This is a genomic window from Methylobacterium oryzisoli, assembly GCF_046557895.1.
In the GTDB taxonomy this organism is placed as follows: Bacteria; Pseudomonadota; Alphaproteobacteria; order Rhizobiales; family Beijerinckiaceae; genus Methylobacterium; species Methylobacterium oryzisoli.
The window spans coordinates 118,060-141,469 of sequence record NZ_JBKIBX010000010.1; the positions used below are offsets into that span (position 1 = coordinate 118,060).

25 protein-coding genes are annotated in these 23,410 nt (G+C 72.1%); 18 read left to right on the forward strand and 7 right to left on the reverse strand.

The window, feature by feature from the left end; all coding sequences use genetic code 11:
* Nucleotides 1-209: 209 nt before the first annotated feature.
* The 4 genes from ACKUB9_RS12330 to ACKUB9_RS12345 all read left to right on the forward strand — a co-directional run bounded on the left by ACKUB9_RS12330 (nt 210) and on the right by ACKUB9_RS12345 (nt 4,567).
* Nucleotides 210-686, forward strand: a complete 477-nt coding sequence (locus ACKUB9_RS12330; protein WP_407522295.1) for a (2Fe-2S)-binding protein — start codon at nt 210-212, stop codon at nt 684-686.
* A complete protein-coding gene (locus ACKUB9_RS12335) occupies nt 683-2,992 on the forward strand; it encodes a xanthine dehydrogenase family protein molybdopterin-binding subunit (protein ID WP_407522297.1) in 2,310 nt (769 codons plus the stop codon). Before ACKUB9_RS12330 ends, ACKUB9_RS12335 begins: the two co-directional genes overlap by 4 nt.
* Nucleotides 2,993-3,272: 280 nt before the next feature.
* Complete coding sequence (locus ACKUB9_RS12340) at nt 3,273-4,070, forward strand: hypothetical protein (RefSeq protein ID WP_407522299.1); 798 nt, start codon at nt 3,273-3,275, stop codon at nt 4,068-4,070.
* A 101-nt stretch (nt 4,071-4,171) separates the two neighbouring features.
* Nucleotides 4,172-4,567: a hypothetical protein gene (locus ACKUB9_RS12345; RefSeq protein WP_407522301.1), complete on the forward strand. Its 396-nt coding sequence runs from the start codon at nt 4,172-4,174 to the stop codon at nt 4,565-4,567.
* 90 nt (nt 4,568-4,657) lie between these two features.
* On the opposite strand, the gene ACKUB9_RS12350 is transcribed toward ACKUB9_RS12345, so the two are convergent.
* Nucleotides 4,658-4,918 (reverse strand): hypothetical protein, encoded by a 261-nt coding sequence (locus tag ACKUB9_RS12350; RefSeq protein WP_410823386.1) that lies wholly within the window; start codon nt 4,916-4,918, stop codon nt 4,658-4,660.
* Nucleotides 4,919-5,071: 153 nt separating this feature from the next.
* Between ACKUB9_RS12350 and ACKUB9_RS12355 the strand changes: the two genes are divergently transcribed.
* The 5 genes from ACKUB9_RS12355 (at nt 5,072) to ACKUB9_RS12375 (ending at nt 10,241) form a co-directional block, all read left to right on the forward strand.
* A complete protein-coding gene (locus ACKUB9_RS12355) occupies nt 5,072-5,317 on the forward strand; it encodes a DUF4170 domain-containing protein (RefSeq protein ID WP_407522305.1) in 246 nt (81 codons plus the stop codon).
* A 117-nt stretch (nt 5,318-5,434) separates the two neighbouring features.
* The gene (locus ACKUB9_RS12360; protein WP_407522439.1) at nt 5,435-6,379 is read left to right on the forward strand and encodes a ribose-phosphate pyrophosphokinase; all 945 of its coding nucleotides are present in this window, start codon (nt 5,435-5,437) and stop codon (nt 6,377-6,379) included.
* A gap of 288 nt (nt 6,380-6,667) precedes the next feature.
* A complete protein-coding gene (locus ACKUB9_RS12365; protein ID WP_407522307.1) occupies nt 6,668-7,387 on the forward strand; it encodes a DUF1013 domain-containing protein in 720 nt (239 codons plus the stop codon).
* A 296-nt stretch (nt 7,388-7,683) separates the two neighbouring features.
* Nucleotides 7,684-9,396: a 30S ribosomal protein S1 gene (gene rpsA, locus ACKUB9_RS12370; protein WP_407522309.1), complete on the forward strand. Its 1,713-nt coding sequence runs from the start codon at nt 7,684-7,686 to the stop codon at nt 9,394-9,396.
* A gap of 113 nt (nt 9,397-9,509) precedes the next feature.
* Complete coding sequence (locus ACKUB9_RS12375) at nt 9,510-10,241, forward strand: hypothetical protein (protein ID WP_407522311.1); 732 nt, start codon at nt 9,510-9,512, stop codon at nt 10,239-10,241.
* Between the two features lie 32 nt (nt 10,242-10,273).
* Here ACKUB9_RS12375 and meaB read toward each other — a convergent pair whose 3' ends face one another.
* A complete protein-coding gene (gene meaB / locus ACKUB9_RS12380; RefSeq protein ID WP_407522441.1) occupies nt 10,274-11,254 on the reverse strand; it encodes a methylmalonyl Co-A mutase-associated GTPase MeaB in 981 nt (326 codons plus the stop codon).
* Between the two features lie 195 nt (nt 11,255-11,449).
* On the opposite strand from meaB, the gene ACKUB9_RS12385 reads away from it, so the two are divergent.
* Both ACKUB9_RS12385 and ACKUB9_RS12390 read left to right on the forward strand, forming a co-directional pair.
* Nucleotides 11,450-12,475: an alpha/beta hydrolase gene (locus tag ACKUB9_RS12385; protein WP_407522443.1), complete on the forward strand. Its 1,026-nt coding sequence runs from the start codon at nt 11,450-11,452 to the stop codon at nt 12,473-12,475.
* Between the two features lie 184 nt (nt 12,476-12,659).
* Nucleotides 12,660-13,661 carry a fumarylacetoacetate hydrolase family protein gene (locus ACKUB9_RS12390; RefSeq protein ID WP_407522313.1) on the forward strand — a complete coding sequence of 334 codons (1,002 nt, stop codon included), beginning with the start codon at nt 12,660-12,662 and terminating at the stop codon, nt 13,659-13,661.
* 9 nt (nt 13,662-13,670) lie between these two features.
* Here the strand turns inward: ACKUB9_RS12390 and ACKUB9_RS12395 are convergent, their stop codons facing one another.
* Both ACKUB9_RS12395 and ACKUB9_RS12400 read right to left on the reverse strand, forming a co-directional pair.
* Complete coding sequence (locus ACKUB9_RS12395) at nt 13,671-14,144, reverse strand: hypothetical protein (protein ID WP_407522315.1); 474 nt, start codon at nt 14,142-14,144, stop codon at nt 13,671-13,673.
* A 55-nt stretch (nt 14,145-14,199) separates the two neighbouring features.
* Entirely contained in the window at nt 14,200-14,757 is a 558-nt protein-coding gene (locus ACKUB9_RS12400; RefSeq protein ID WP_410825818.1) for a TetR/AcrR family transcriptional regulator, read from the reverse strand.
* 48 nt (nt 14,758-14,805) lie between these two features.
* On the opposite strand from ACKUB9_RS12400, the gene ACKUB9_RS12405 reads away from it, so the two are divergent.
* Complete coding sequence (locus ACKUB9_RS12405; RefSeq protein ID WP_407522319.1) at nt 14,806-15,228, forward strand: DUF2306 domain-containing protein; 423 nt, start codon at nt 14,806-14,808, stop codon at nt 15,226-15,228.
* Between the two features lie 4 nt (nt 15,229-15,232).
* On the opposite strand, the gene ACKUB9_RS12410 is transcribed toward ACKUB9_RS12405, so the two are convergent.
* The 3 genes from ACKUB9_RS12410 to ACKUB9_RS12420 form a co-directional block, all read right to left on the reverse strand.
* Nucleotides 15,233-15,508, reverse strand: a complete 276-nt coding sequence (locus ACKUB9_RS12410; protein WP_238240552.1) for a hypothetical protein — start codon at nt 15,506-15,508, stop codon at nt 15,233-15,235.
* Between the two features lie 57 nt (nt 15,509-15,565).
* Nucleotides 15,566-16,519 (reverse strand): acetamidase/formamidase family protein, encoded by a 954-nt coding sequence (locus ACKUB9_RS12415; protein ID WP_407522321.1) that lies wholly within the window; start codon nt 16,517-16,519, stop codon nt 15,566-15,568.
* Nucleotides 16,520-17,054: 535 nt separating this feature from the next.
* The gene (locus ACKUB9_RS12420; RefSeq protein WP_407522323.1) at nt 17,055-19,025 is read right to left on the reverse strand and encodes a 4Fe-4S binding protein; all 1,971 of its coding nucleotides are present in this window, start codon (nt 19,023-19,025) and stop codon (nt 17,055-17,057) included.
* A gap of 153 nt (nt 19,026-19,178) precedes the next feature.
* Here ACKUB9_RS12420 and ACKUB9_RS12425 point away from each other — a divergent pair, with 153 nt between their 5' ends.
* The 6 genes from ACKUB9_RS12425 (at nt 19,179) to ACKUB9_RS12450 (ending at nt 23,385) form a co-directional block, all read left to right on the forward strand.
* On the forward strand, nt 19,179-19,928 hold the full coding sequence (locus ACKUB9_RS12425; RefSeq protein WP_407522325.1) for a biotin/lipoate--protein ligase family protein: 750 nt from the start codon (nt 19,179-19,181) through the stop codon (nt 19,926-19,928).
* Nucleotides 19,925-20,485, forward strand: a complete 561-nt coding sequence (locus ACKUB9_RS12430; RefSeq protein WP_407522327.1) for a DUF6505 family protein — start codon at nt 19,925-19,927, stop codon at nt 20,483-20,485. Before ACKUB9_RS12425 ends, ACKUB9_RS12430 begins: the two co-directional genes overlap by 4 nt.
* Nucleotides 20,482-21,486 carry a DUF6352 family protein gene (locus tag ACKUB9_RS12435; protein ID WP_407522329.1) on the forward strand — a complete coding sequence of 335 codons (1,005 nt, stop codon included), beginning with the start codon at nt 20,482-20,484 and terminating at the stop codon, nt 21,484-21,486. The genes ACKUB9_RS12430 and ACKUB9_RS12435 overlap by 4 nt, the downstream gene beginning before the upstream one ends.
* Nucleotides 21,483-21,980 (forward strand): DUF3305 domain-containing protein, encoded by a 498-nt coding sequence (locus tag ACKUB9_RS12440; RefSeq protein ID WP_407522331.1) that lies wholly within the window; start codon nt 21,483-21,485, stop codon nt 21,978-21,980. The genes ACKUB9_RS12435 and ACKUB9_RS12440 overlap by 4 nt, the downstream gene beginning before the upstream one ends.
* On the forward strand, nt 21,977-22,648 hold the full coding sequence (locus tag ACKUB9_RS12445; RefSeq protein WP_407522333.1) for a DUF3306 domain-containing protein: 672 nt from the start codon (nt 21,977-21,979) through the stop codon (nt 22,646-22,648). The genes ACKUB9_RS12440 and ACKUB9_RS12445 overlap by 4 nt, the downstream gene beginning before the upstream one ends.
* 161 nt (nt 22,649-22,809) lie before the next feature.
* Nucleotides 22,810-23,385, forward strand: coding sequence for a TorD/DmsD family molecular chaperone (locus ACKUB9_RS12450; RefSeq protein WP_407522445.1), 576 nt, complete (start codon nt 22,810-22,812; stop codon nt 23,383-23,385).
* Nucleotides 23,386-23,410: the final 25 nt, after the last annotated feature.

Consider the following 23,410-nt stretch of genomic DNA (forward strand, 5'->3'; position numbering starts at 1 on the left):
TTTCCGCGCGCAGACCGAGAGCCAGATGTCTGCACGACGACAAGGTTCCTGCGGTCGGTGCAAGGCCGGACCGCGCTTGGCGCGGTTGCGGCGGCCGGCTCCCCCGGCCTAACGACGCCCAGTCTGGAATCAGTCTGATCGGGACCGCTGCGCTGCGACCGGGATCGTGCCCGCGCGGCGTGCCGCGGGCCCAGAGCCGGAGGGCGATGATGATCAAGCTCAACGTGAACGGCCAGGAGCGGGGCTATGACGGCGATCCGGAGATGCCGCTCCTCTGGTATCTGCGCGACGAACTCGGGCTCGTCGGCACCAAGTTCGGCTGCGGCATCGCGGCCTGCGGGGCCTGCACCATCCATGTCGGGGGCAGCGCCGTGCGCTCCTGCCAGACCCCGGTCTCGGCGGCGGACGGGCAGCCGGTCGTGACGATCGAGGGCCTGTCGCCGGACGGCAACCACCCGCTCCAGGCCGCGTGGCGCGACCTCAACGTGGCGCAGTGCGGCTACTGCCAGACCGGCCAGATCATGCAGGCGGCCTCCCTGCTGAAGGACTCGCCCAAGCCCACCGATGGCGACATCGACTCGGCCATGAGCGGCAATCTCTGCCGCTGCGGCACCTATCCGCGCATCCGCGCCGCCATCAAGCAGGCGGCCGGCGTGACCCCGAAGGCCCAGGGAGAGCGCCTGTGAACCATTTCTCGCCCATCACCGCCGCGGAGCCCGCCTCCGCCCTGTCGAACGTCAGCCGCCGCGGCCTGCTCGGCGGCGCCGGCGCCCTGGTGCTGGCGCTCAACCTGCGCACGCCGCCGGCCCGCGCGGCCGAGACCAAGTTCGGCGCCGACGCCATGCCGAACGGCTGGCGGGACGATCCCACCCTGTTCGTCGCCATCGCGCCGGACGGCACCGTCACGGTCACCTGCCACCGCTCCGAGATGGGGCAGGGGGTGCGCACCTCGATCGCCCTCGTGGTCGCCGACGAGCTGGAGGCCGACTGGGCCAAGGTGAAGGTGGCCCAGGCCGAGGGTGACGAGGCGCGCTTCGGCAACCAGGACACGGACGGCTCGCGCTCGCTGCGCCACTTCTTCATGCCGATGCGCCACGCCGGCGCCGCGGCCCGCGCGATGCTGATCGCCGCCGCCGCCAAGGAATGGAGGGTGCCCGCCGCCGAGGTCACGGCCGAGAACCACGTGCTGCGCCACGCCAAGTCCGGCCGGCAGGCGGGCTACGGCGAGATGGCCAAGGCCGCGAGCGGCATGCCGGTGCCGCGGGGCGACGCCGTCCGGCTCAAGGACGCCTCGGCCTTCCGGTACATCGGCAAGGGCCAGGTCGGCCTCGTCGACAACCACGACATCACCACGGGCCGGGCAATCTACGGGCTCGACACCCGCCTCGACGGCATGCTGTACGCGGTGGTCGCCCACCCGCCGGTGTTCGGCGGCACGGTGAAGTCCTTCGATGCGGCCGAGACCCTGAAGGTCCCGGGCGTGGTCAAGGTGGTGCCGATCGACCCGCCGGCCCCGCCGGTGGAGTACCAGCCGCTCGGCGGCGTCGCGGTGATCGCCAAAAATACCTGGGCGGCGATCAAGGGCCGCGAGGCGCTCAAGATCACCTGGGACGACGGCCCCAACGCCTCCTACGATTCCGACGCCTACCGGGCGCAGCTGGAGGAGGCCGCGCGCAAGCCCGGCAAGGTGGTGCGCCAGGAGGGCGATGTCGACGCGGCCATGAAGGGCGCGGCCAAGCGCGTCGAGGCGGAATACTACATCCCGCACCTCGTCCAGGCCCCGATGGAGCCGCCGGCCGCGACGGTGCGGATCCGCGACGGGAAGGTGGAGGTCTGGGCCGCGACCCAGGCGCCGCAGGCGACCCGCGACCGCGTCGCCAAGCGGCTGGGCGTCGGCGCCGACACGGTGACGGTCCACGTGACGCTGCTCGGCGGCGGCTTCGGGCGCAAGTCGAAGCCCGACTACGTGGTCGAGGCGGCGCTCTGCTCGAAGGCGATGGACGGCGCGCCCGTCAAGCTGACCTGGACCCGCGAGGACGATCTCCACCACGGCTACTACCACACGGTCTCGGTGGAGCGGCTGGAGGCGGGGCTGGACGCCAAGGGCATGCCGGTGGCGTGGCTGCACCGCAGCGTCGCGCCGACGATCGGCTCGATCTTCGCGGCCGGGGCGGATCACGAGATCCCGATCGAACTCGGGATGGGCCTCGTGAACACGCCCTTCGCGATCCCGAACCTGCGAATGGAGAACCCGAGCGCGCCCGCGCACGTGCGCATCGGCTGGTTCCGGTCGGTGTCGAACATCCCGCACGCCTTCGCGATCCAGTCCTTCGTGGCCGAACTCGCGCATGCGGCGGGCCGCGACCCGAAGGACTACCTGCTCGACCTGATCGGGCCGGCCCGGATCATCGATCCGGTGAAGATCGGTGACGCCTGGAACTACGGCGAGGATCCGGCGCGCTACCCGATCGACACCGGGCGCCTGCGCCGGGTGATCGAGGCGGCGGCGGGCGGCATCGGCTGGGGCCGCAAGGTCGAGAAGGGCAGGGGCCTCGGCATCGCCGGCCACTACAGCTTCGTGACCTACACGGCCGCCGCCGCGGAGGTCGAGGTGGGACCGAAGGGCGAGATCACCGTGCACCGGGTCGACATCGCGGTCGATTGCGGACCGCAGGTGAACCCCGAGCGGGTGCGCTCGCAGCTCGAAGGCGCGGTGGTGATGGGGATGGGTCTCGCGCTCACGGCCGAGATCAGCTTCAAGAACGGCCGCACCGTGCAGGACAACCTCGACACCTACGAGCTGACCCGCATCGACGCCGCGCCGAAGACGATCAACGTCCACCTGCTGCCCGGCCAGGACTACGCCAAGCCGCTCGGCGGCGTCGGCGAGCCCGGCGTGCCGCCGGTGGCGCCCGCGATCGTGAACGCGGTCTTCGCCGCCACCGGACGGCGCATCCGGCAATTGCCGCTGCGCGACAAGCTCAGCGCCTGACGGACGCCACGGCCGAACGTCTCGGCTTCGGGAAGCCGCCCTGCCAGTGCAGGGCGGCTTTCTTCTTGCCGAAACTGTGCGTCTGATTAGTCCCGAGGGGTATCTTGATTGGTCCTGAACTCAGTCAGAACAGTCTTACCGGGCTGATCGGAGTCTGACGCGCGCCCGCGCGCCGGGATACGCCCGGGGATGCCTCTCAACGTTCGGAGGGAGCCCAACCGCACGCAGGGGCAGCGGGTCCCGGCCGACCGGAATCGGGGCATCCGGTGTGGAGGAATTCATGCGCAGACTGATCGCCGCCTCTGTCCTCGCTCTCGCCTGCCTGGCGCCTCAAGCGGTCCTGGCGCCGGCCGCGGCGCAGACTCCGCCGCCGGACCCGCTCGGCACGCCCGCCGGCTTCAGTCAGGAGATCCGCACCGTCGTCACCTTCAAGATCCCGGACGAGGTCGCCCAGTCCCTGCTCCCGGCCGGATGGACGGTCAGCCCCATCGCGCAGGGTCCGGCCAAGGGCGCCAACCTCTCGGCGGTATTTTCCGAGACCCTGCTCGGGCTCGGGGCGGACGGCAAGCCGACCGGGGCGCCCGAGACCTTCGCGGTGCTCTCCGTGCCGGCCAAGAGCGGGCAGGAGAACGCTTTCGGCATCGTCGTCGTCTACGGCGGCGCGCAGGCCGTGCCCGGCTACTACCGCACCGGCAAGCCCGCCCAGGTCGCGCTCGCGCGCAGCGTCCAGGGGCAGAACGCCGCCAAGACCGTCGAGGAGAGCTGGACGGTGACGGGCGAGGGCGGCGAGCGCCTCAACCTGCGGATCGCCTACGAGGCCGGCCAGCCGAACCGCAGCCAGTTCGACTCGCGCAACGTCTCGGCCGCCGACCCGAAGGTGCGCCGCAACTACCGCGTCGACCAGGGCACCTTCGTGATCCGCAGTCCCGGCAGTTCCATCGACCGGGCGAAGAGCGTGAGCTTCGAGGCGTCGGGCGGCGTGCTGGGCAAGATCTTTTCCGGCACGCCGGAGATCGTGAGCATCGCCGCGCTGCCGTGGTACGCCCGCCAGATGTTCGTGCCCACCGTGACCGACTGAGCAGCGCAGCCGCCGTGCGGCGCCCCCCGCGCCGCACGGCCGGAACTGCTCCGCCGCCCCCGGGTTGAGCGGACGTCCGCCCGCCACACGAGGTCTCCCCGATGATTCTTCGTCTTTCCCTCGCCGCCGGCCTCATCGGGACGCTCGCGGCGCTCCCGGCCGCCGCCTCCTGCGAGCAGGAGATCGCCGCCTTCGAACCGCGCCTCAGCGAGCAGACGCGGGACGTGATCTCCACCTCCACGGCCAGCAAGGAGGTGTCGAGCCGGCGCGAGGCGCAGGGCGAACAGGCCCAGGCCCAGAACACCGCACCGTCCGCCCTGCCGAAAGGCCCGGAGCCGGGATCGTCCGAGGCCAAGGCCGCCGCGGAGGCCGGAACCGGCACGGGCGTGATGCAGGCGCGAGCAAGCCTCAATCAGGCCCGCGAGGCGGCCAAGAAGGGCGACGAGGCCGGCTGCCGGAAGGCGCTCGGCGAGGCGCGGGCGCAGCTCGGCGGCTGAGGCCCCGCGCGGGGCGCGCACGGCACGGCTCCGCTCGCCCGGGCCGCGCCGCAGCCTGAGCCGCACCGCGCGGCCTGAGCCGTGCCGGGCTCACAGGCTGCGGTACACCGTGGTCTCGAAGGCGAGATAGCCCTCGATCGAGGCCGGATCGAACAGGAGCGGCGCCATCAGGGAGGCCCGGGTGCCGCTGGTGACGGTCGGCTGGCCGCGCTCGCGGGCGAGCCGGGCGTCATCGGCGTTGGCGATGTCGTCGCCGAGGCCCGCCGTGTGCAGGAGCAGCATGCGGGTGGTGATCTCGCGCCATGGCGCCCGCAGCCTCGGGCTGCCGTCCGCGGCGAATCCCTCCCGCACCTGACGTGCCGATGCACCGGGCGAGGCGGGTTCGACGTGTCCCGGGCCGCGGCGCCGCAGGCGGCCTGCATGGCTTGACGGACGGCCCGCCGCTTGCAACCCCGTCGCCCGCGGGCGGCACCGCGCCGCCCGGGCAGACGGGAGACGACACGCATGAGCACGCAGGATGCCGGGCCGAAGGCCGCGGAACCGACCCAGCTCCTCCACCTCGTCTTCGGCGGCGAACTCCAGAGCCTCGACGGCATCACCTTCCGCGACCTGTCGAAGCTCGACGTCGTCGGCATCTTCCCCGACTACGCCAGCGCCGCCGTGGCCTGGAAGGCCAAGGCGCAGCAGACGGTGGACAGCGCGCTCACCCGCTACTTCATCGTTCATCTGCACAGGCTGCTGCAGCCGTGAGCGCAGGCCCGGGCGCGGGCGCGATGAAGACGTTGTGACGCCTCGGCAGCGCTGATAAGAGCCGGGCGCGTCGCGCCGGGCCGGGCACCTCTCGGCGGGCGGACCCATGGAATGACGATGAAATCCTCGATCAAGATCGTCGCCGGCAACGCGAGCCGTCCCCTGGCGGAGGCGATCGCGGCCTACCTCGAGCGTCCGCTCGCCCTCTGCTCCGTCCGGCGCTTCGCCGACATGGAGATCTTCGTCGAGTTGCAGGAGAACGTGCGCGGCGAGGACGTGTTCATCGTCCAGTCGACCTCGTTCCCGGCCAACGATCACCTGATGGAACTGCTCATCATGATCGACGCCGCGCGCCGCTCCTCGGCGCGGCGCATCACCGCGGTGATCCCGTATTTCGGCTATGCCCGCCAGGACCGGCGCACCTCGGGCCGCACCCCGATCTCGGCCAAGCTCGTCGCCAACCTGATCACCGAGGCGGGCGCCGACCGCGTCATGACCCTCGACCTGCATGCCGGCCAGATCCAGGGCTTCTTCGACATCCCCACCGACAACCTCTTCGCCGCCCCCGTGATGGTGCGCGACATCAAGGAGCGGCTCGATCCCTCCGACCGCATGGTGGTGTCGCCGGACGTGGGCGGCGTGGTGCGCGCCCGCGCGCTCGCCAAGCGCATCGATGCGCCCCTCGCCATCGTGGACAAGCGCCGCGAGCGCCCGGGCGAGTCGGAGGTGATGAACATCATCGGCGAGGTCGAGGGCCGCTCCTGCATCCTCGTGGACGACATCGTCGATTCCGGCGGCACGCTGGTGAACGCCGCGGAAGCGCTGCTCGCGCAGGGCGCCAAGGACGTCTACGCCTACATCACCCACGGGGTGCTCTCGGGCGGGGCGGTGTCGCGCATCGCCTCCTCGAAGCTGAAGGAACTGGTGATCACCGATTCCATCCAGCCCACCGCCGCCGTGAAGCTCGCCCGCAACATTCGCGTGGCCACCATCGCCCCGCTGCTGGGCGAAGCCATCGGCCGCACCGCGGACGAATCGAGCGTGTCGAGCCTGTTCGTCTGAGGCCGCACGGGCGCGGCCCCGGCCGCGCCGGCCCGGCTTTTCCGCGGTGAGCAGATCAGGCTCAGGCGAAATCCGGTTTGCGCGGGGCCGCGACGCGCCTATATTGGGCCTCTCCCTCACAGCGTGAGACGGGACGTTCCGGGTCGATCCGGGATGTCGGCGGTGCCGCCGCGGCGCCGCCCGGTGGTTCCTGCCGCGCGAAGGAGGGGTCGTCATTCGTGTCCGTCGGCCGGCGTCGCGCCGACGGGGTGGCGCCCGGCAGGGCCTGGGCGCGTCTGGAGGTGATTCATGTCCCAGGGACCGTTGATGCCCAAGGCGACGGCCGTCTGGCTCATCGAGAACACGTCGCTGGCCTTCGATCAGATCGCGGATTTCTGCAAGCTCCACCCGCTGGAGGTGAAGGGCATCGCGGACGGCGAGGTGGCGAGCGGCATCAAGGGCCTCGACCCGGTCTCCACCGGCCAGCTCACCCGCGAGGAGATCGAGAAGGCCCAGAAGAACCCCAGCCACCGCATGAAGGTGGCGGTGTCCAAGGTGAAGCTGCCCGAGGTGAAGCGCACCAAGGGCCCGCGCTACACGCCCCTGTCGCGCCGCCAGGACCGGCCGAACGCCATCCTCTGGCTCCTGCGCAACCACCCGGAGCTGAAGGACGCGCAGATCATGCGCCTCGTCGGCACCACCAAGTCGACGATCCAGCAGATCCGCGAGCGCACGCACTGGAACTCGGCCTCGCTCCAGCCGATGGACCCGGTGACGCTCGGCCTGTGCACGCAGATCGACCTCGACTTCGAGGTGCAGCGCGCCGCCAAGGACCGGCCGGCCGTGGAGACCGCGGATGGCGGCGCGACCCTGATGCCGCCGGAACTCTCGGTGCTGCCCGAGCCCGAGGAGCACCACGACGCCCGGCACGGCCGCCCGGGCCGCGACGAGAAGATCGACGCGGATTCCGTCTTCGCCCGCCTCAAGCCGCTGCGGCGGGGCGAGGAGGAGGACGACGACGATCTCTGACCCTACAACCTTGCTTGAACGGCGCTTTTGAGATAAGGCGCCACGATCCGACGGCATCTTGCACGACGGCGAACGAGAGGGGCGGCCAAAGCCCCTCTTTCGCGTTCGGCGGAAGCCGCCGGGTTTTTTGGAAGAACGTTCCCGTTCGCCGATCTTGCGCCGGCACGCCCCTTCGAGGGCGCGCGGTCTTTTCGCCCACGCGGCGGAAAAACCACCGGCGGGCGGGGGCGGCCCGTCACACGAGCCGCCGGCGCCGTCCCCGACCCGAGAGGCGGGGGCGATATCAAGGAGTTTCAATGTCCGCAGGTTTGCAGAGCGCCTACGAGTCGAGCCGCGAGGACTTCGCCTCCCTCCTCGAAGAATCCTTCCGCGAGCACGAGATCACGGAAGGCTCCGTGGTCAAGGGCCGGGTGGTGGCGATCGAGAAGGACGTCGCCGTCATCGACATCGGCGCGAAGACCGAAGGCCGCGTCGCCCTCAAGGAATTCACCGGCCCCGGCCGTGACCAGCCGATCGCCGTCGGCGACGAGGTCGAGGTCTACGTCGACCGGATCGAGAACGCGCTGGGCGAGGCCGTCATCTCGCGCGACAAGGCCCGCCGCGAGGAGAGCTGGGTCAAGCTCGAGAAGGCGTTCGAGAACAACGAGCGCGTCTCCGGCACGATCTTCAACCAGGTCAAGGGCGGCTACACGGTCGACCTCGACGGCGCCGTGGCGTTCCTGCCGCGCTCCCAGGTGGACATCCGCCCGGTGCGCGACGTGACCCCGCTGATGGGCACGCCGCAGCCGTTCCAGATCCTCAAGATGGACCGCCGCCGCGGCAACATCGTGGTGTCGCGCCGCACCGTCCTCGAAGAGAGCCGCGCCGAGCAGCGCTCCGAGCTGGTGGCCAACCTCGAAGAGGGTCAGGTCATCGACGGCGTGGTCAAGAACATCACCGAGTATGGTGCGTTCGTGGACCTCGGCGGCATCGACGGCCTGCTGCACGTCACGGACATGGCGTGGCGCCGCGTCAACCACCCGTCCGAGGTCGTCAACATCGGTCAGACCGTCAAGGTCAAGATCATCAAGATCAACCACGAGACGCACCGCATCTCGCTCGGCATCAAGCAGCTGCTGGCCGATCCGTGGGAGGGCATCGCCGCCCGCTACCCGGTCAACGCCAAGCTCAAGGGCCGCGTGACCAACATCACCGACTACGGCGCCTTCGTGGAGCTGGAGCCGGGGATCGAGGGCCTGATCCACGTCTCGGAGATGAGCTGGACCAAGAAGAACGTCCATCCGGGCAAGATCGTCTCCACCTCTCAGGAGGTCGAGGTGCAGATCCTGGAGGTCGATCCGGTCAAGCGCCGCATCTCGCTCGGCCTCAAGCAGACCCTGCAGAACCCCTGGGAGGCTTTCTCCGAGAAGCACCCGGTGGGCTCCGAGGTCGAGGGCGAGGTCAAGAACAAGACCGAGTTCGGCCTGTTCATCGGCCTCGAGGGCGACGTCGACGGCATGGTCCACCTCTCGGACCTCGACTGGAACCGTCCGGGCGAGCAGGTCATCGACGAGTTCAAGAAGGGCGACGTGGTGCGCGCCCAGGTTCTCGACGTCGACGTCGAGAAGGAGCGCATCTCGCTCGGCATCAAGCAGCTCGCCGGCGACCCCTTCGCGGATGCGGGGGAGATCCGCAAGGGTCAGGTCGTCACCTGCGAGGTGCTGGAGGTCAAGGATTCCGGCATCGAGGTGAAGATCGTCGACACCGACCTGTCGACCTTCATCCGCCGGGCCGAGATCGCCCGCGACCGCGGCGACCAGCGCCCCGAGCGCTTCGCGGCGGGCGAGAAGGTGGATGCCCGCGTCACGCAGTTCGACCGCAAGGCGCGCCGCGTGCAGCTCTCCATCAAGGCCCTGGAGATGGCCGAGGAGAAGGAGGCGATCGCCCAGTACGGCTCGGCCGATTCGGGCGCCTCGCTCGGCGACATCCTGGGCGCGGCCCTCAAGGCCCGTCAGGGCGACAAGAAGTAAGGTTGCGGTCCGGCATTGACCGGACCTGACCCTACGGCATAGTGGCGGCCGCCCGGAGCGATCCGGGCGGGCGCTGCCGTTCGGGCGCCCTGCGGCGGCCGGGGCGGGACCAGATGGGCAGCGCGATGCGGATCCGCTCCACCGTCTCCCTCACGTGGCACACGACCCTGCGCGTCGCGCGGGTGATGCCGTTCGGCCTGGGTTTCGCGCTCGCCGTCGAGATCGCCTGGTTCTTCCTCCAGCAGGCCCTGCGCGGCCCGGACGGGGGAGTGTCGGGCCGGCTCGCGCTCGTGCCCGCCGCCGAGGCGATCCTCCTCACACCCTTCGGGCTGGCCGTCACCCGCTTCGCCCTCCTCGGGCGGCCGGAGGCGCTGCGAGAGATCCTGGCGCAGCGCGAGAGACTGTCGCTGGCCCTGGCGTGGTCGATCGCCTGGGCGCTGCCGTTCATGCTGTACCTCCGGCTGGCGTCCTCGATGTCGCCGCTCTCGCTCGCGCTCGCGTCGGTCGCGGCCTTCCTCCTGCTGACCATCCTCCACGTGCGCCTGTGCACGGTCGCCCCCGCCATCGCGATCGATGATCCCGGCCTGTCCCTGTCCGGCGCCTTCGCGGCGACGCGCGGCCACTTCTGGTCGCTCGCCCTGCTGACGCTCACCGTCATGCTGCCGCTGATCGGCGCCGCCCTGATCGGGCCGCTGCTGCTCGCCGGCCTGGCGCGGCTCTTCGGCGTGGACGGGCCGCTCCTCACGGCGGTGCTGGAGGGCAGCCTGTCCGCCATCGGCCTCACCGCCGGCTGCGTCATGCAAGCCGAGATCTACCGCCTCCTCGGCGCCGGCCGGACGACCTGACGCAGGACGACCGGACCGAAGCGGTCCAGCCCCTACAGCCCGATCAGCTCGGCGATCAGGTCCGCGCCCGCCGCGGCCGAGCGCTCGCCCGCCGCCACCGCTCGCTCGGCCTCCGCGGTCCTGGCCCGCACCGCGGCGGTGCCGACGAGGCGCTGGTGCAGGCGCTCGTGCACCATGGCCCACATCCACTTCACGTCCTGCGCGCGGCGCCGGCTCGCCAGTTCGCCCGTCGCCGTCAGCTTGGCGCGGTGGTCGAGGATCGCCGCCCAGAGCGCGTCGAGGCCCTGGTTGGCCAGCCCCGAGACCGTCACCACGGGGGGCGTCCAGGTGGCGCTCGCCGGCGTGAGGATGTGGAGCGCCGCCCGGTACTCGGCCGCCGCGGCCTTGGCGCGGCGCGACCCTTCCTCGCCATCCGCCTTGTTGACCGCGATCATGTCGGCGAGTTCGAGGATGCCCTTCTTGATGCCCTGCAATTCGTCGCCGGCCCCCGGCAGCATCAGCACGAGAAAGAAGTCCGTGAGGTCCGCCACCGCCGTCTCGGACTGCCCGACGCCCACGGTCTCGACCAGGATCACGTCGAAGCCCGCGGCCTCGCACAGCAGCATGGTCTCGCGGGTCTTGGCCGCGACGCCGCCGAGCGTGCCGGAGGAGGGCGAGGGGCGGATATAGGCGTTCGGATCGACGGCGAGCCGCGCCATCCGGGTCTTGTCGCCGAGGATCGAGCCGCCCGTGCGGGTCGAACTCGGATCGACCGCCAGCACCGCCACCCGGTGGCCCTGCGCCGTGAGGTTGGCGCCGAGCGCATCGATGGTCGTCGACTTGCCCACGCCGGGCACGCCCGTGATGCCGACCCGCACCGCCTGGCCGGTGTGGGGCAGGGCGCGGTCGAGGAGGTCGCGCGCCGCGGCGCGGTGGTCCGGCCGCTTCGATTCGGCGAGCGTGATCGCCCGGGCGAGGGCCGCCCGGTTGCCCTGAAGGAGCTGGTCGAGGTCGGGGGCCGGCACGCGCGTCATCGGGCCTTTCTGCCGGGTCGGCCCGCCGCCGTCGAGGGGCGGCGCACCGGCCATTGGGCGCAATCCACGCCCCGCCGCCCGTGCTTTCCGGGCAACGGGTGGGCGGCCGATGCGGACGCTGCCCCGCCGCGGCCAAGATCAGGGGTCATCACGCGCCGACGCCCCGCGGAGACGAGACCTTTGCCACGCGCCCCGATCCTGCCCGTCGAGCCGACCCGGCGCGGAATCCTGCGGCTCGCCGCGGCCTCCCTGGCGGGGCTCGGCACCGGCGGCTGCCTCGGCGAGGGGCTCGTCACCGGCGCGCTGACGGCGCCTGAGAAACAATCGGCCCTCGACGTCAGCCCGCTGCTCCTTGTCGCCACCACCCGGCGTCCCGCCAAGGACCCGCGCGCCGCCCCGTTCTTCACCGAGGAACGCGGCCGGGGCCTGAGCTTCGCCGAACTGCGCCTGTCGGCGCCCGACCGCTCGCTGATCGGCAAGGTCTCGTCCGTGGTGACGGGCGACTGGCGCCTCGTCGCGGCGCCGCGGGTCGAGAGCGGCCCGGGCGCGGCCACCGCCTTCGCGGACGCGACGCTCGGGCGCGACGTCCTGCTCTACGTCCACGGCTACCGCGAATCCTTCGAGACGGCCGCACTCAGCGCCGCGCAGCTCTCGGACGGGATCCGCTTCCGCGGCGTCTCGGGGCTGTTCACGTGGCCCTCCGCCGGCTCGACCTTCGATTACGGCTACGACCGCGAGAGCGCGCTGTGGTCGCGCGACGCGCTCGAGGACCTGCTGCGGGCGCTGGCCGGCCCGGCGGGCGGCGGGCGCATCCACATCGTCGCCCATTCGATGGGCACGCTCCTCACCCTGGAGACGCTGCGCATGCTGCGCGCGGATGCGGGCGAGGGGGCGATGGCGCGGATCGGCGCCGTAGTGCTGGCCGCGCCCGACATCGACATCGACCTGTTTGCGAAGGGCATCGAGCGGCTGGGGCCGGCGGCCGCGAAGATCACCGTGATCTCCTCCACCCGCGACCGGGCGCTCGGCCTGTCGAGCACCATCGCGGGCGGCGTGCTGCGGGCCGGTGCCGCCGATCGCGAGCGGCTGGAAGAGCTCGGCGTGCGCGTCGCCGATGCCTCGGAATACGGCAGCGGCCTGATCAACCACGACCTCTTCCTGTCGAACGGCGAGGTGCAGCAGGTGGTCAAGCGCGCAGTGGCGCGGGCGGCGGGCGCCTGAGCATCATACGCCGAACCGGTGACCGGTTCGACTGATACAAGGCATCGGCCGAAGTGGAATAGCCGTGCACCAGTCCGCCCGGCGCGCGCGAAACCTATGCGCCGGCCCGACTCGCCGGCACGGAATGGCGTGATAGGCTTTCCGGACCGAGGCCACGAGACCTCGACCGCACCGGGAGGACGCCATGCCCACCAACCGACGCCAGATGCTCGCCGGCACCGCCGCCGGCCTCGCCGCCGCCGCCACCGGCACGGCCGGCCCCGCCGCCGCTGCGGCCCCCGAAGCCTTCGCCATGCCGCGCGGCCTCACGCTCCTCAACCTGCGCGGGTCGGACGGGCCGCGGCTCGGGGTGAAGACCGACCGCGGCATCCTCGATGCGGTGGCGGCCGGCGAGGCGCTCGGCCTGCCGGCGCCGCGCGACGTGGACGACCTGCTGCAGAACGGCCGCGGCGAGACGCTGACCCGGCTCGTGGCGGCGGCGCGCGAGCGCGGCACGTCCGCCCTCTACGCCAAGGAGGAGACGGTCTCCTTCGCGCCGCTAGTCACCCGGCCCGAAAAGATCATCATGATGGGCTTCAACTACCGGACGCACGCGGCCGAGACCGGGACCCCGGTGCCGAAGGACCCGCCGCTGTTCAACAAGTACAACAACTCACTCAACCATCACGGCGGCACCATCAAGCTGCCGGTGAAGGCCGCCAAGCAGTTCGACTACGAGACCGAGCTGGTGATCGTGATCGGCCGCGAGTGCCGCGACGTGCCGGAGGCGGAGGCCCTGAACTACGTGGCCGGCTATGCCACCGGCAACGACTTCAGCGCCCGCGACCTGCAGAGGCTCACCTCGCAGTTCATGATCGGCAAGACCTGCGACGGCTTCGCGCCGCTCGGGCCCTACCTCGTCACCAGCGACCTCGTGGGCGATCCCAACAACCTGCGGATCGAGACCGTCGTCAACGGCGAGGTGCGCCAGGACTGGAACACCAACGACATGATCTTCAACTGCAAGCAGCTGATCAGCTTCGCCTCGAAGGTGATGACGCTGAAGCCCGGCGACATCTTCTTCACCGGCACGCCGCAGGGCGTGATCCTGGGGCTGCCGCAGGACAAGCGCGTGTGGCTGAAGCCCGGCGACAAGGTGGTCAGCCGGCTGGAGAAACTCGGGGAATTGCGGTTCGACCTCGCCTGAGGCGCGCCGTCAGGGCTTCGGGGCGTCCGCCTGCGTGGTGAAGGTCGCCTCGAAGCGCCCGCGCTGGGTGTCGGCGGTGCAGGTCACCGTCGACGTGCCGGGACCGGTGGGCGGGAAGCGGCAGGTGCCGACCGTCGAGAGCGTGTCGCGGATCACGTCGCCCTGCGGCGACTTCGCGGTGAGGATCAGCACGCTCACGGGCTGCGAGGCCTCGACGCCGAATTCCTCCTGCGGACCCTGCGGGGCGCCGGTGCCGCTGAAGCTCACCACCGTCCCGTCGCTGGCGCTGAAGTCGAACGAGGTGCGCCGGCCCTGTACGGTGTTCACGAGTTCGTCCGTGCAGGTCGCGCTGCTGTCGCGCCCGCCGAGGATCAGTTTTTCGCAGGTCCCTTTCAGGGCGTTGCGGACGGGCGCCTGCGCGCGCGCCTCGAAGGCGCAGGCGAGGCCGAGGAGCGACGGGACGAGGAGGAGGCGCGGCAGCATGCCGACGATCTAGGCAGCGCCCGGCGCCTGTCGAGATGCGACCTTCTGGCAGTGGTCAGGCCAGCCCGGCCTCGGCGGCCTCCGGGGTGATCTGCCGGTCCGCCACCAGCGTGGCGAGGCCGTGCACCAGCCCCCAGGCGCGCACCGTCGCGCCCTCCACCGAGGCCGCGTCGGCCCCCTCCGCCACGGTGTCGCGCAGCACCGTGAAGGCGGCCTCGGCGGCCTCGCGCAGCTCCGCATGCGCGGCCAGATCGAGGGCGCCGCCGAACATCAGCCGGAAGGCCGCCCGCTCTTGCGCGGCGAAGCCGAGATAGGCCCGGCCGATCGCGACGAGCCGGCCGGCCGGGGGTGCAGCCTCGCGCGCCGCCGCGAGCCGCGCGCGCAGCGCCAAAAATCCTTCCGTCGCCACGGCGGCGAGCAGCGCGTCCCGGCTCGGGAAGTGGCGGTAGGGCGCGTTGTGCGACACGCCCGCGGCGCGCGCCGCCTCCCGCAGGGTCACGGCATCCGGCCCGCCCCGGTCCAGCAGCGCCCGCGCGGCCGCGAGCAGGCTCCGGCGCAGGTCGCCATGGTGATAGGCCGCCTTGGCGCCGCCCGATGTTGACAATGCCCACATTCCTCCTATGTTGCGTCTGCCAACATACGCCACGTCCGAGGCGCCGTCATGACCCTCGCCCCGCTCCTCGCCGCCCCGCCGGTGATCCAGCTCCACGTCGCGGCGGCGGTCGGGGCGCTTGTCCTCGGGTTCGCGCAGTTCGCCATCCGGCGCGGCACGCCCCGGCACCGGCTGGTCGGGCGGCTCTGGGTAGGGCTGATGGCGGTGGTGGCGCTCAGCTCCTTCTGGATCTCCGGCCTGCGGCAGGTCGGCCCGTTCAGCTGGATCCACGTCCTGTCCGTGGCCACGCTGGTGCTGCTCTGGCGCGCGGTCCGCTACGCGCGGATGCGCCGCGTCGCGGCCCACCGCTGGGCGATGATCGGGCTGTTCGCGGGCGGCCTGGTGATCACCGGCCTGTTCACGCTGCTGCCCGGCCGCCTGATGCACACGGTGCTGTTCGGGCCGCCGGTGACGAGGATCGCGGACCGATAGCCGGTCAGGCCGGTGGGTGCGGGTCCGGACGGCCGGGGCGCACCAGCCACGTCACCGAGGCGTAGGCGCCGAGCCAGGAGCCGAGCGCCGCGAAGGCGACGTAGACGACGTTCTCCGTGTACTTGATCACCGCGAAGGCGGAGAGCAGGTACCAGATCGCGCTCCAGTTCGCGGCCGGGATGCGCCGTCGCGCCACCACGGCGGCGTTGAAGAACACGTAGGCGGCGTCCGTCACGGCAGTGGCCGTGAGGACGCCGAGGGCGATGAGGGGATCGATCATGGTCTCCTCCCGGTTCGGGGCCGGGCAGGATACCGGAGGAGGCCGCCGGGCGGAGGCTCACGCTCGCATGGGAGGCAGGGCGGATTTGGGCATCAGCATGTGCACGCCCTTGTTGCCGTCCACCGTCTGGGTGATGCGCAGGTTCCCGGCGAGCGAGCACAGCATGTAGGCTTGGTTGCGCGAGAGGCCGGTGCGGTCGCAGACGTGGCGCACCATCTCGCGCACGGCCTGGCGCATCGCCTCGTCCAGGCTCTCGTGCAGACCGATCGCCATCAGGTCGGTGGGGGTCTCGGCGAAGGGCCACGTGAGGCCGAGATCCTTGCGCACGGTGAGCCGGAAGGTGCCGGTGAGTCCGGTCTCCAGCGCCGTCACGCAGACCTCGCCGTCGCCCTGCACGCCGTGCCCGTCGCCCGCGTAAAAGCCCGCTCCCTCGTTGAAGACCGGCAGGTAGAGGGTGGCGCCGACCTTCAGTTCCTTGTTGTCCATGTTGCCCCCGAAGGCGCGCGGCACCGGGGACGCCACCCGGCCCCAGGCCGGCGGCGGCGCCGTGGCGAGCACGCCGAAGAACGGGTCGAGCGGCAGTTCGGTGCCCCAGGGCAGCACGGCGACCCCGCGCGCGGCGTCGATGTCGGGGTGGATGATCTCGTACTCGGTGAACTCGTCCGGCAGGGTGCCCAGCAGCGGCATGATGGCGACGAAGCCCCAGTCCTGGCGCAGCTTGAGGTCGAGGATGTCGACCTGCAGCACGTCGCCGGGCAGGGCGCCGCGCACGTGGACGGGGCCGGTGACGAAGTGCGGGCCATAGCCGGGCGACAGCGCCTCGATCGCCGCGAGGTAGTCGGGCGGGTTGCGGGCCGGGTCCGGATGCAGAGAGCGCGCGCCCCCCGCCGGGAAGGAATGCAGGGTGACGGTGTCGCCCGACTCCACCGTCAGGACCGGCGGGAAGCGGGCATCGAAGGCGCCCAGCACCATGGTGTCCGGCGTGGCCGGGATCTCGTGATGGGTCGGCATCCGCATCCTCTCTGTGGCGCCGCCCCGTGCGGGCCGGGCGCCCCCTTCATCGCGCGGCGGACCGGCAGCGGCCAGTCCAAAGAGGCGGCAGCGGAGGGCGGAGGCGCCGATCTCATGGTCGCGGATCAGCCGATTCATGCCTCAGAGCGTGGGCATTCTCCTCTCCCCGCGTGCGGCATGGCTGTCCGGGGAAAATCGATGGCGCAAGGAACCCCTCTCCCGTGCGGGAGAGGGGCAGGGGTGAGGGTCCCGGGAGGGTGCCGCAAGAAGGCGGGACGCTGCCCGCTGCCAGCACTGAGGCTGTTTGCTGGTCCTGACCCGTTCCGCTCCCCTCACCACCGTTTCAGTTTCACTGCGGCACCCTCCTGGGACCCTCATCCCTGCCCTTCTCCCGCACGGGAGAAGGGTTCCCCGCGCCATCCTTGTCGAGGAATTTTCCCCGGACAGGCCTGCGCGTGCGGGGAGAGGAGATACCCGCACGAGCGGGGATCCCCGCACGTCGGCAAGCGCTCCGATCGCAACCGCGCCGGAGGGCTCACCCCCGCTCGCGCAGGTAGTCCTCGGTGGTCTTCGGCCCCGGCGCGGTATGCGGGTCGAAGCCCTCGGTCACGACGTGCGAGACCCGGCAGGTGTCGCACATCATCAGCGCGCGGATGCGCGACCGGCCGGCGGTGCCCGCGAACATCCAGTGCTTGTCCTGCAGGCGCCCGATGATGCGCTCGATGGTGCTGCGGGTGCCGAAGGGCTTGCCGCAGGTCACGCACTCGAACGGCTCCTCCTCCTTGAGGGTGACGCGCGGCGCGCTCCAGGCCGCGAAGTCGAGGCGGGGCGCGAGCGTGATCACGTCCTCCGGGCAGGTGCGGGCGCACAGGCCGCACTGCACGCACAGGCTCTCGGCGAAGGTCAGGCGCGGCCGGTCGGGGTCGTCCGCGAGCGCGCCGGTCGGGCAGGCGCCGACGCAGGCGTGGCAGAGGGTGCAGGCCTCGGTGTTGAACTCGAGCCCGCCGAAGGGCGCGCCGGGATCGAGGGCGATGCGGTCCACGGGCCGCGGCGCGGCATGGTGCAGCTCCCGCAGGGTGGTGCGCAGGACGCTGCGGGCATCTCCCTCCGGCACGAGGCCGGCCGGGGTCGCGGTGGCGGTGCCGCGCGCAGCGTCTTCCAGGTCGCGGCCGAGCGCGTCGGGATCGTCGGTCTCGGTCACCGTGACGACCGGGCGCCCGTCCGCCGGCCCGTAGCCGAGGCCCTGCACGATCGCCTCGGCCCGGGCGATAGTCCGGTGGAGCGGCGCGAGGTCGTGCTTCGGCTTGCCCCGCGCCAGCAGCCGCACCGCCACGGCCCCGAACGCGAAGGCGCCGGTGATCGTCTCGAGGCCGACCTGCGTCACCTCGTTGACGGCGAGCGGCAGCACCCGGGCCGGCAGGCCGTCGCCTGAGCGGGCGAGCGCCTCGATCAGGTCGGCGCCGTGCTCGCCGTCGTGCAGCAGCACCACCGCCTCGGTCCCGCCGGCGGCGCGGTAGGCCCGCAGCAAGGTGCGCAGCCGGCGCATCAGCGCGTCGGCGGCCGGCAGCGTGTAGGCGGCGGCCCCGGTCGGGCAGACCGACGCACAGGTGCCGCAGCCCGCGCACACGAAGGGGTCCACCGCCACCGTGTCGCCCGCAGGCGCGATCGCGCCGGTGGGGCAGACGTCGAGGCAGCGGGTGCAGCCGGTGATGCGCGAGCGCGAATGGGCGCAGAGCCCGGTCTGGAAGTCGATGTAGCGGGTCTTGTCGAAGGTGCCGACGAGGTGGGAGGCCTCGAACACCGCGCGCGCCACTGCCGCCGGATCGCGCGGATCGGCCCGCAGGTAGCCGCTGCGCAGGTCGTGCGCCGGAAACAGCGGCGGGTTGCCGGTCACGTCCACCACAAGGTCGCAGGTGGAGGTTGCCCCGCTGCGCGCCGGCCCGAACACCAGCCTCCCGCGCGAGGAGGGGGCGGGCAGCGCGTAGTCGTCGATGGCGAGCGAGAAGGCGCCGAGATGCCCGGTGGCACTGCGCACCGTGCCCTGCAGCACCGGAAACTCGTCCCGGCGCGGGGGCGCGACCTCGCCCGGCCGCGTGAGCAGAACCGTCACGTCGAGGTGGTCGGCGAGCTGCCGGCCGACCGCGATGGCGGTCTCGTCCCGGCCGTAGACCAGCACCACGCCCTGGCTCTCCAGGGTGACGACCGGCACCGGTGGCAGCGGCTCGGCCGCGGCGGCGAGCAGGGCCGCCATCTTCGGCCCGGCCTGCGCGGCCTCCCGCGACCAGCCGGCGGCCTCGCGGATGTTGGCGTAGGCCACGTGCTCCTGCGCGCCCACCTCCTCCGCCACCTCGTCGAAGAGCGGCGCCTTCAGGGTGCAGGAGACCGTGACGGGGCCGCCCGCCGCGAAGGCCGCGCGCACCCGGTCGAGCTCGCGCCCGCAGAGCTGATCGCCCGTCTCCGGCCGCACGCCGCAGCCGCGCGCGATCGCCTCCGCGTCGACGGGCATCGTTCCCTCGCAGGAACAGGCGAAAACCACGCGGTTCGACACGGGGGCATCCTCGGCGGCGGGAGCAAATGCCCCATTGCGGGCATTCCGGCCCCGTATATAGGAATTGTTCAAAAGCAGCGAACCGACATGTGGGCGCAGGCCCGAAACACCATGACCCCGATCAGCGCCGCCCCCGCGGCCGAGCCCTCCCTCCTTCTCCCCCCGCCCTTCACGCTGGTCACCGTGGCCGAGCCCACGGCCGTCCACGCCGAGGCCTGCCGGCGCGCTCGCGCCGAGGACGCGGCCGGCACGCTGGTCTACGCGGCGAGCGAGGCGCTGATCGCGGTCGCGGTGGTGCTCGCCCCCGCCGAGCCGCTGGCCCAGGCCCGGCGCGCCTTCCTGATCGGCATGGGCGCGCTCGCCGACGCGCTCGGCAGCCACGCGCCGCCCGACAAGCCGCTCGGCCTCGACTGGGCCGACACGCTGCGCTTCGACGGGGCGCGCCTCGGCGGCGGGCGCCTCGCCCCGCCGGAGGGCTGCCCCGAGGAGGCGGTTCCGGACTGGCTGGTCTTCTCGGCGATGCTGATCGCCGCGAAGCGCCACGCGGGCGATCCGGGCCACACGCCCGGCTCGACCTCGCTGGAAGAGGAGGCGTTTCCCCCCGGGATCGGCCCCGCCCTCGCCGAGAGCTTCGCCCAGTACCTGATGAAGGGGTTGTCCGTGCTGGAGGAGGACGGCTTCCAGGCCGCGGGCACGCGCTACCTCGCCTACCTGACGCCGCTGCCGGAGGCTCGGGCCGCCCTCGACGAGACCGGCGACGCGCTCGTCACCTCGGCGCGCGGCCTGAGCCGCCTGTCGCTGCGGGAGGCGCTGGCCGCACCGGCGTGGCTCGATCCCGCGACGGGAGCGCCCCGCCTGTGACCGGCCTGAAGCTGCCCCGGACCCTGCGCCTCGACGCCTCCGACACCCTGGTCTTCGCGCGGGCCGCCGAGCCCGGCGAGTGGGCGGTGACCGGCTCCTTCCTGTTCTTCGACGCCGATCCGAAAAAACTCACCCCCAAGGAGCGGGTCGCCTTCCGCTCAGGCTTCCTCGGCATCGCCTCCTTCGGCTTCTCGACCCTGGTGGTGGTGAGCGAGGCGAGCGAGGCGGAGCGCGACGCCGCCGTCGAGGCGCTGGCCGTGCAGATCCAAAGCCGCCTCGGCGCCCCGAGTCTGGACGACGCCCGGGCGGCGGCGCGGGAAGAGATCGCGGTCGCCGCCTCCCTGTGCCAGCCGCCGGTCAACACCGTGCTGGCGCTCCACCGCAGCCTGGAGGAGGGTGAGATCCGCGAGCAGTTCCGGCTGCTGCGCCCGCGCGAGGGGGCGGTGCCCGGCGCCGACCGGCAGCACGCCTACGCCCGCGCCTTCGACTTCTTCGAGAGCGACGAGCCCGAGGAGCACGTCGACCTCGTGGGGCTGATGGGGAGCCGATCGACGTGACGGAATTCTGGGTCTCCAGCGGCCACCATCTCGCCCGGCGCACCGAGGGCGGCGGGCTCGCCGTCACCGACGAGCTGCTGCTCGCCTACCTGGCGCGCGCCGAACTCGTGCCGCCGCCCGAGGCCTGCGCGGCCGAGCGCGCGCTGCATGCCGGGCTGATGGCCGCGCCGCGCCGGGCCGTCGCCGCCGCCGAGATCGCTGCCATCGCGGACGCGGATGCGCGCGAGAACTGGGAGGTGGTGCTCGCCTTCCGCGACCGGCTGCTGGCGGCGCGGTCGATCGAGGCGGCCTATCTTGACATCGTGCGGCGCGGAACGGGCGGCACCCCGGCGCTGTTCCTCAACCAGCTCGTCCACCTGATCCTGCGCAACGCGCTGGACGGCTGCGAGGACCCGTTCGTGCTGCGGGCGGGCGAACTCTTCTTCCGGCCCCAGATCGCCTCGACGGGGGAGGGCACGCTGCTGCTCGCGGATGCCGAGATTATCGCGATGGCCGAGGGGCTGGCGCAGCCCTCGCCCCTGGTGGCGATGCTCGGCCGCGAGCCGGTCAGCGACCTCGACGTGCTGACGGCGGACAACGCCTGGACCTACTGGAGCCGGTCCGACGCCTTCACGATGGCGCTCAACCTCGGCTCCGATCCGCGCAGCCGCGAGGGCCTGGCGCGGGTGATCGAGGCGTTCGTGCGCCATCTCCTGCACCGCGAGGTGCAGGTGACGCCCCGCGCCGGGATCGAGGACCGGGACTGGCGCTGGTTCGTGGGCCTCGACGCGGAGGCGACGCGGATCGGCAACGCCCTTTGGCGGGGCGAGGCGGTGGACGAGGACGCGCGCGCCCGGGTGCTGGCGCTGTTCACGCTCACCTTCGCCCAAGCCGACGGCGTCGATCCGCGGGTGGGCACGCATCCGGTCTACCTGCTCCTGGCGATGACGCCCGACCGGCGCGTGACGCTGAAGCCGCAGAACCTCGTCGCCGGGCTGCCGCTCCAGGGAGACGCCGCATGATCGCGCGGCAGTTCGAGATCGGCATCGTCGTCGCCAAGCGCCGGCTCAAGGGGCCGTGGGCGAGCCATGCGTGGCTGCCGGTCGCGGCGCTGCCGGGCATCCCCGGCACGGCGCCCTGGACCCGGCTGACGGTGGGCGAGGACGAGGAGACCTACTACGCGGGCTCCCACACGGTGGAGCTGCACCCGGCCGAGACCTCGCATTACGGCGACAACCTCGCCTCGGCCCAGCCCTCGCTCTGGGTCGCCCTGCGCGAGGTGGGGCCCGAGGCTTACGAGATCGCCGCCGTCACGGCCGACCCCTACGAAGGCGAGGCGCTGGCCGAGGGCATCGGCGAGATCGTGGAGGCGGTGGCGATGCCGCCCGAGATGCAGGCGTGGCTCGGCGCCTACTACGCCGCCCACCACGTCGAGCGTCCGTTCGAGAAGCGCAAGCGCGACCGGGCCGATCCCGAGGCCCTGGCCCGGCGCGCCCGGCGGGACGAGAGCCGATGAGCGGCGGCGACTTCCTGGCGCGCTGGTCGCGGCGCAAGCGCGAGGCGGCCCGGCCCGAGCCGGCCCCGACGGTCTCCCGGCCCGAGACCACGGCCGCGCCCGAGGCGGCGGCCACCACGGAGTTGCCCGCCGAGGACCTGTCCGCCGAGGACTTGGCGCGGCTGCCCGCCCTCGACGCGCTGACGGCCGAGACCGACCTGACGCAGTTCCTGCGCGAGGGCGTTCCCGCGGTTCTGCGCAACGCGGCGTTGCGGCGGATGTGGTCGCTCGATCCGGCGATCCGGGACTTCGTCAGCGAGGCCCGCGAATACGCCTGGGACTGGAACGTTCCGGGCGACGTACCCGGCAGCGGACCGCTCCTGTCGGGCGAGCGGGTCGAGGAGATGGTCGCGCGCATCCTCGGCGAGCCGGGGCCCGAAGCCCCACGGCATAGCGAGCGAGATAATCCCGACCAGACCAAAAAAGAACCAGACGAACTTCCGGATTCCCAGGTGCAATCAGCGCGGGCAGACGCCCCCGGCAGCGTCGTTCTGCCCGAGCCGACAGTCCTGCCGCTGCGGAACACTTCCGAGATCGGCGAGGTTCGGCGGCCCGAGCCGGCGGAAACGCCGCAGCCGGGCGCTAACCCCCTGCGGCAACGACGTCATGGCGGCGCGATTCCGATTTGACACGTTAAAAAGTAGCATTGCGGGGGGTGGACTTCCGTATAAGGTGGACGGTGCTAACGCGGCGATGCGACCGCGATGCGAGGGTGGAAATGCGTGCGGTCGGGTACGCGTGTGATGACCGAGCCCTGGGTGTGAGCGAGTTGGTGGCTGACGAGACGCCGATGGTCGACGAGATCGACGTGCTGCGCGCGCGCCAGTACGACCTTCTCGCAGCGGTGCTCGGCCGGCCGCCGAGCTTGGATCTCATCGCGGCGTTGCGCGGCCTGGAGGGGGGCGACAGCCCGCTCGGCCGCGCCCATGCGGCGCTCGCGCTCGCCGCCGCCGGGGCCGGCCTGCACGCGGTCGACCGCGACTATTTCGACCTCTTCATCGGGGTCGGCCGCGGCAAGATCCTGCCCTACGCCTCCTACTACCTGACCGGCTTCCTCAACGAGCGTCCGCTGGCGCGGGTGCGGGAGGACCTGATGGCCCTCGGCATCGAGCGCGACCCGGGCTTGAGCGAGCCGGAGGATCACATCGCGATCCTGTTCGACGTGATGGCGGGGCTCGCAGCCGGCCGCTTCCCGGCGCCGGAAGGCGGCGAGCGGCACTTCTTCGACCGGCACCTCAAGCCCTGGGCGGGCCGGCTGTTTTCCGACGTCGAGGCGTCCGCCGCGACACCCTTCTACCGCGCGGTGGGCGCCCTCGGGCGCACCTTCGTGAGGATCGAGACCGAAGCCTTCGCGATGGACGCCTGAGGGCGCGGCGAGAGGCATGATGCAA

What these genes read in the sequence shown, in the direction of transcription:
- ACKUB9_RS12330 (WP_407522295.1), top strand. Translation starts at nt 210, where the DNA reads ATGATCAAGCTCAACGTGAACGGCCAGGAGCGGGGCTATGACGGCGAT.
- ACKUB9_RS12340 (WP_407522299.1), top strand. Translation starts at nt 3,273, where the DNA reads ATGCGCAGACTGATCGCCGCCTCTGTCCTCGCTCTCGCCTGCCTGGCG.
- ACKUB9_RS12345 (WP_407522301.1), top strand. Translation starts at nt 4,172, where the DNA reads ATGATTCTTCGTCTTTCCCTCGCCGCCGGCCTCATCGGGACGCTCGCG.
- ACKUB9_RS12355 (WP_407522305.1), top strand. Translation starts at nt 5,072, where the DNA reads ATGAGCACGCAGGATGCCGGGCCGAAGGCCGCGGAACCGACCCAGCTC.
- ACKUB9_RS12360 (WP_407522439.1), top strand. Translation starts at nt 5,435, where the DNA reads ATGAAATCCTCGATCAAGATCGTCGCCGGCAACGCGAGCCGTCCCCTG.
- ACKUB9_RS12365 (WP_407522307.1), top strand. Translation starts at nt 6,668, where the DNA reads ATGTCCCAGGGACCGTTGATGCCCAAGGCGACGGCCGTCTGGCTCATC.
- rpsA (WP_407522309.1), top strand. Translation starts at nt 7,684, where the DNA reads ATGTCCGCAGGTTTGCAGAGCGCCTACGAGTCGAGCCGCGAGGACTTC.
- ACKUB9_RS12375 (WP_407522311.1), top strand. Translation starts at nt 9,510, where the DNA reads ATGGGCAGCGCGATGCGGATCCGCTCCACCGTCTCCCTCACGTGGCAC.
- meaB (WP_407522441.1), bottom strand. Translation starts at nt 11,254, where the DNA reads ATGACGCGCGTGCCGGCCCCCGACCTCGACCAGCTCCTTCAGGGCAAC.
- ACKUB9_RS12390 (WP_407522313.1), top strand. Translation starts at nt 12,660, where the DNA reads ATGCCCACCAACCGACGCCAGATGCTCGCCGGCACCGCCGCCGGCCTC.
- ACKUB9_RS12395 (WP_407522315.1), bottom strand. Translation starts at nt 14,144, where the DNA reads ATGCTGCCGCGCCTCCTCCTCGTCCCGTCGCTCCTCGGCCTCGCCTGC.
- ACKUB9_RS12400 (WP_410825818.1), bottom strand. Translation starts at nt 14,757, where the DNA reads ATGTGGGCATTGTCAACATCGGGCGGCGCCAAGGCGGCCTATCACCAT.
- ACKUB9_RS12405 (WP_407522319.1), top strand. Translation starts at nt 14,806, where the DNA reads ATGACCCTCGCCCCGCTCCTCGCCGCCCCGCCGGTGATCCAGCTCCAC.
- ACKUB9_RS12410 (WP_238240552.1), bottom strand. Translation starts at nt 15,508, where the DNA reads ATGATCGATCCCCTCATCGCCCTCGGCGTCCTCACGGCCACTGCCGTG.
- ACKUB9_RS12415 (WP_407522321.1), bottom strand. Translation starts at nt 16,519, where the DNA reads ATGCCGACCCATCACGAGATCCCGGCCACGCCGGACACCATGGTGCTG.
- ACKUB9_RS12420 (WP_407522323.1), bottom strand. Translation starts at nt 19,025, where the DNA reads ATGCCCGTCGACGCGGAGGCGATCGCGCGCGGCTGCGGCGTGCGGCCG.
- ACKUB9_RS12425 (WP_407522325.1), top strand. Translation starts at nt 19,179, where the DNA reads ATGACCCCGATCAGCGCCGCCCCCGCGGCCGAGCCCTCCCTCCTTCTC.
- ACKUB9_RS12440 (WP_407522331.1), top strand. Translation starts at nt 21,483, where the DNA reads ATGATCGCGCGGCAGTTCGAGATCGGCATCGTCGTCGCCAAGCGCCGG.
- ACKUB9_RS12445 (WP_407522333.1), top strand. Translation starts at nt 21,977, where the DNA reads ATGAGCGGCGGCGACTTCCTGGCGCGCTGGTCGCGGCGCAAGCGCGAG.
- ACKUB9_RS12450 (WP_407522445.1), top strand. Translation starts at nt 22,810, where the DNA reads ATGGTCGACGAGATCGACGTGCTGCGCGCGCGCCAGTACGACCTTCTC.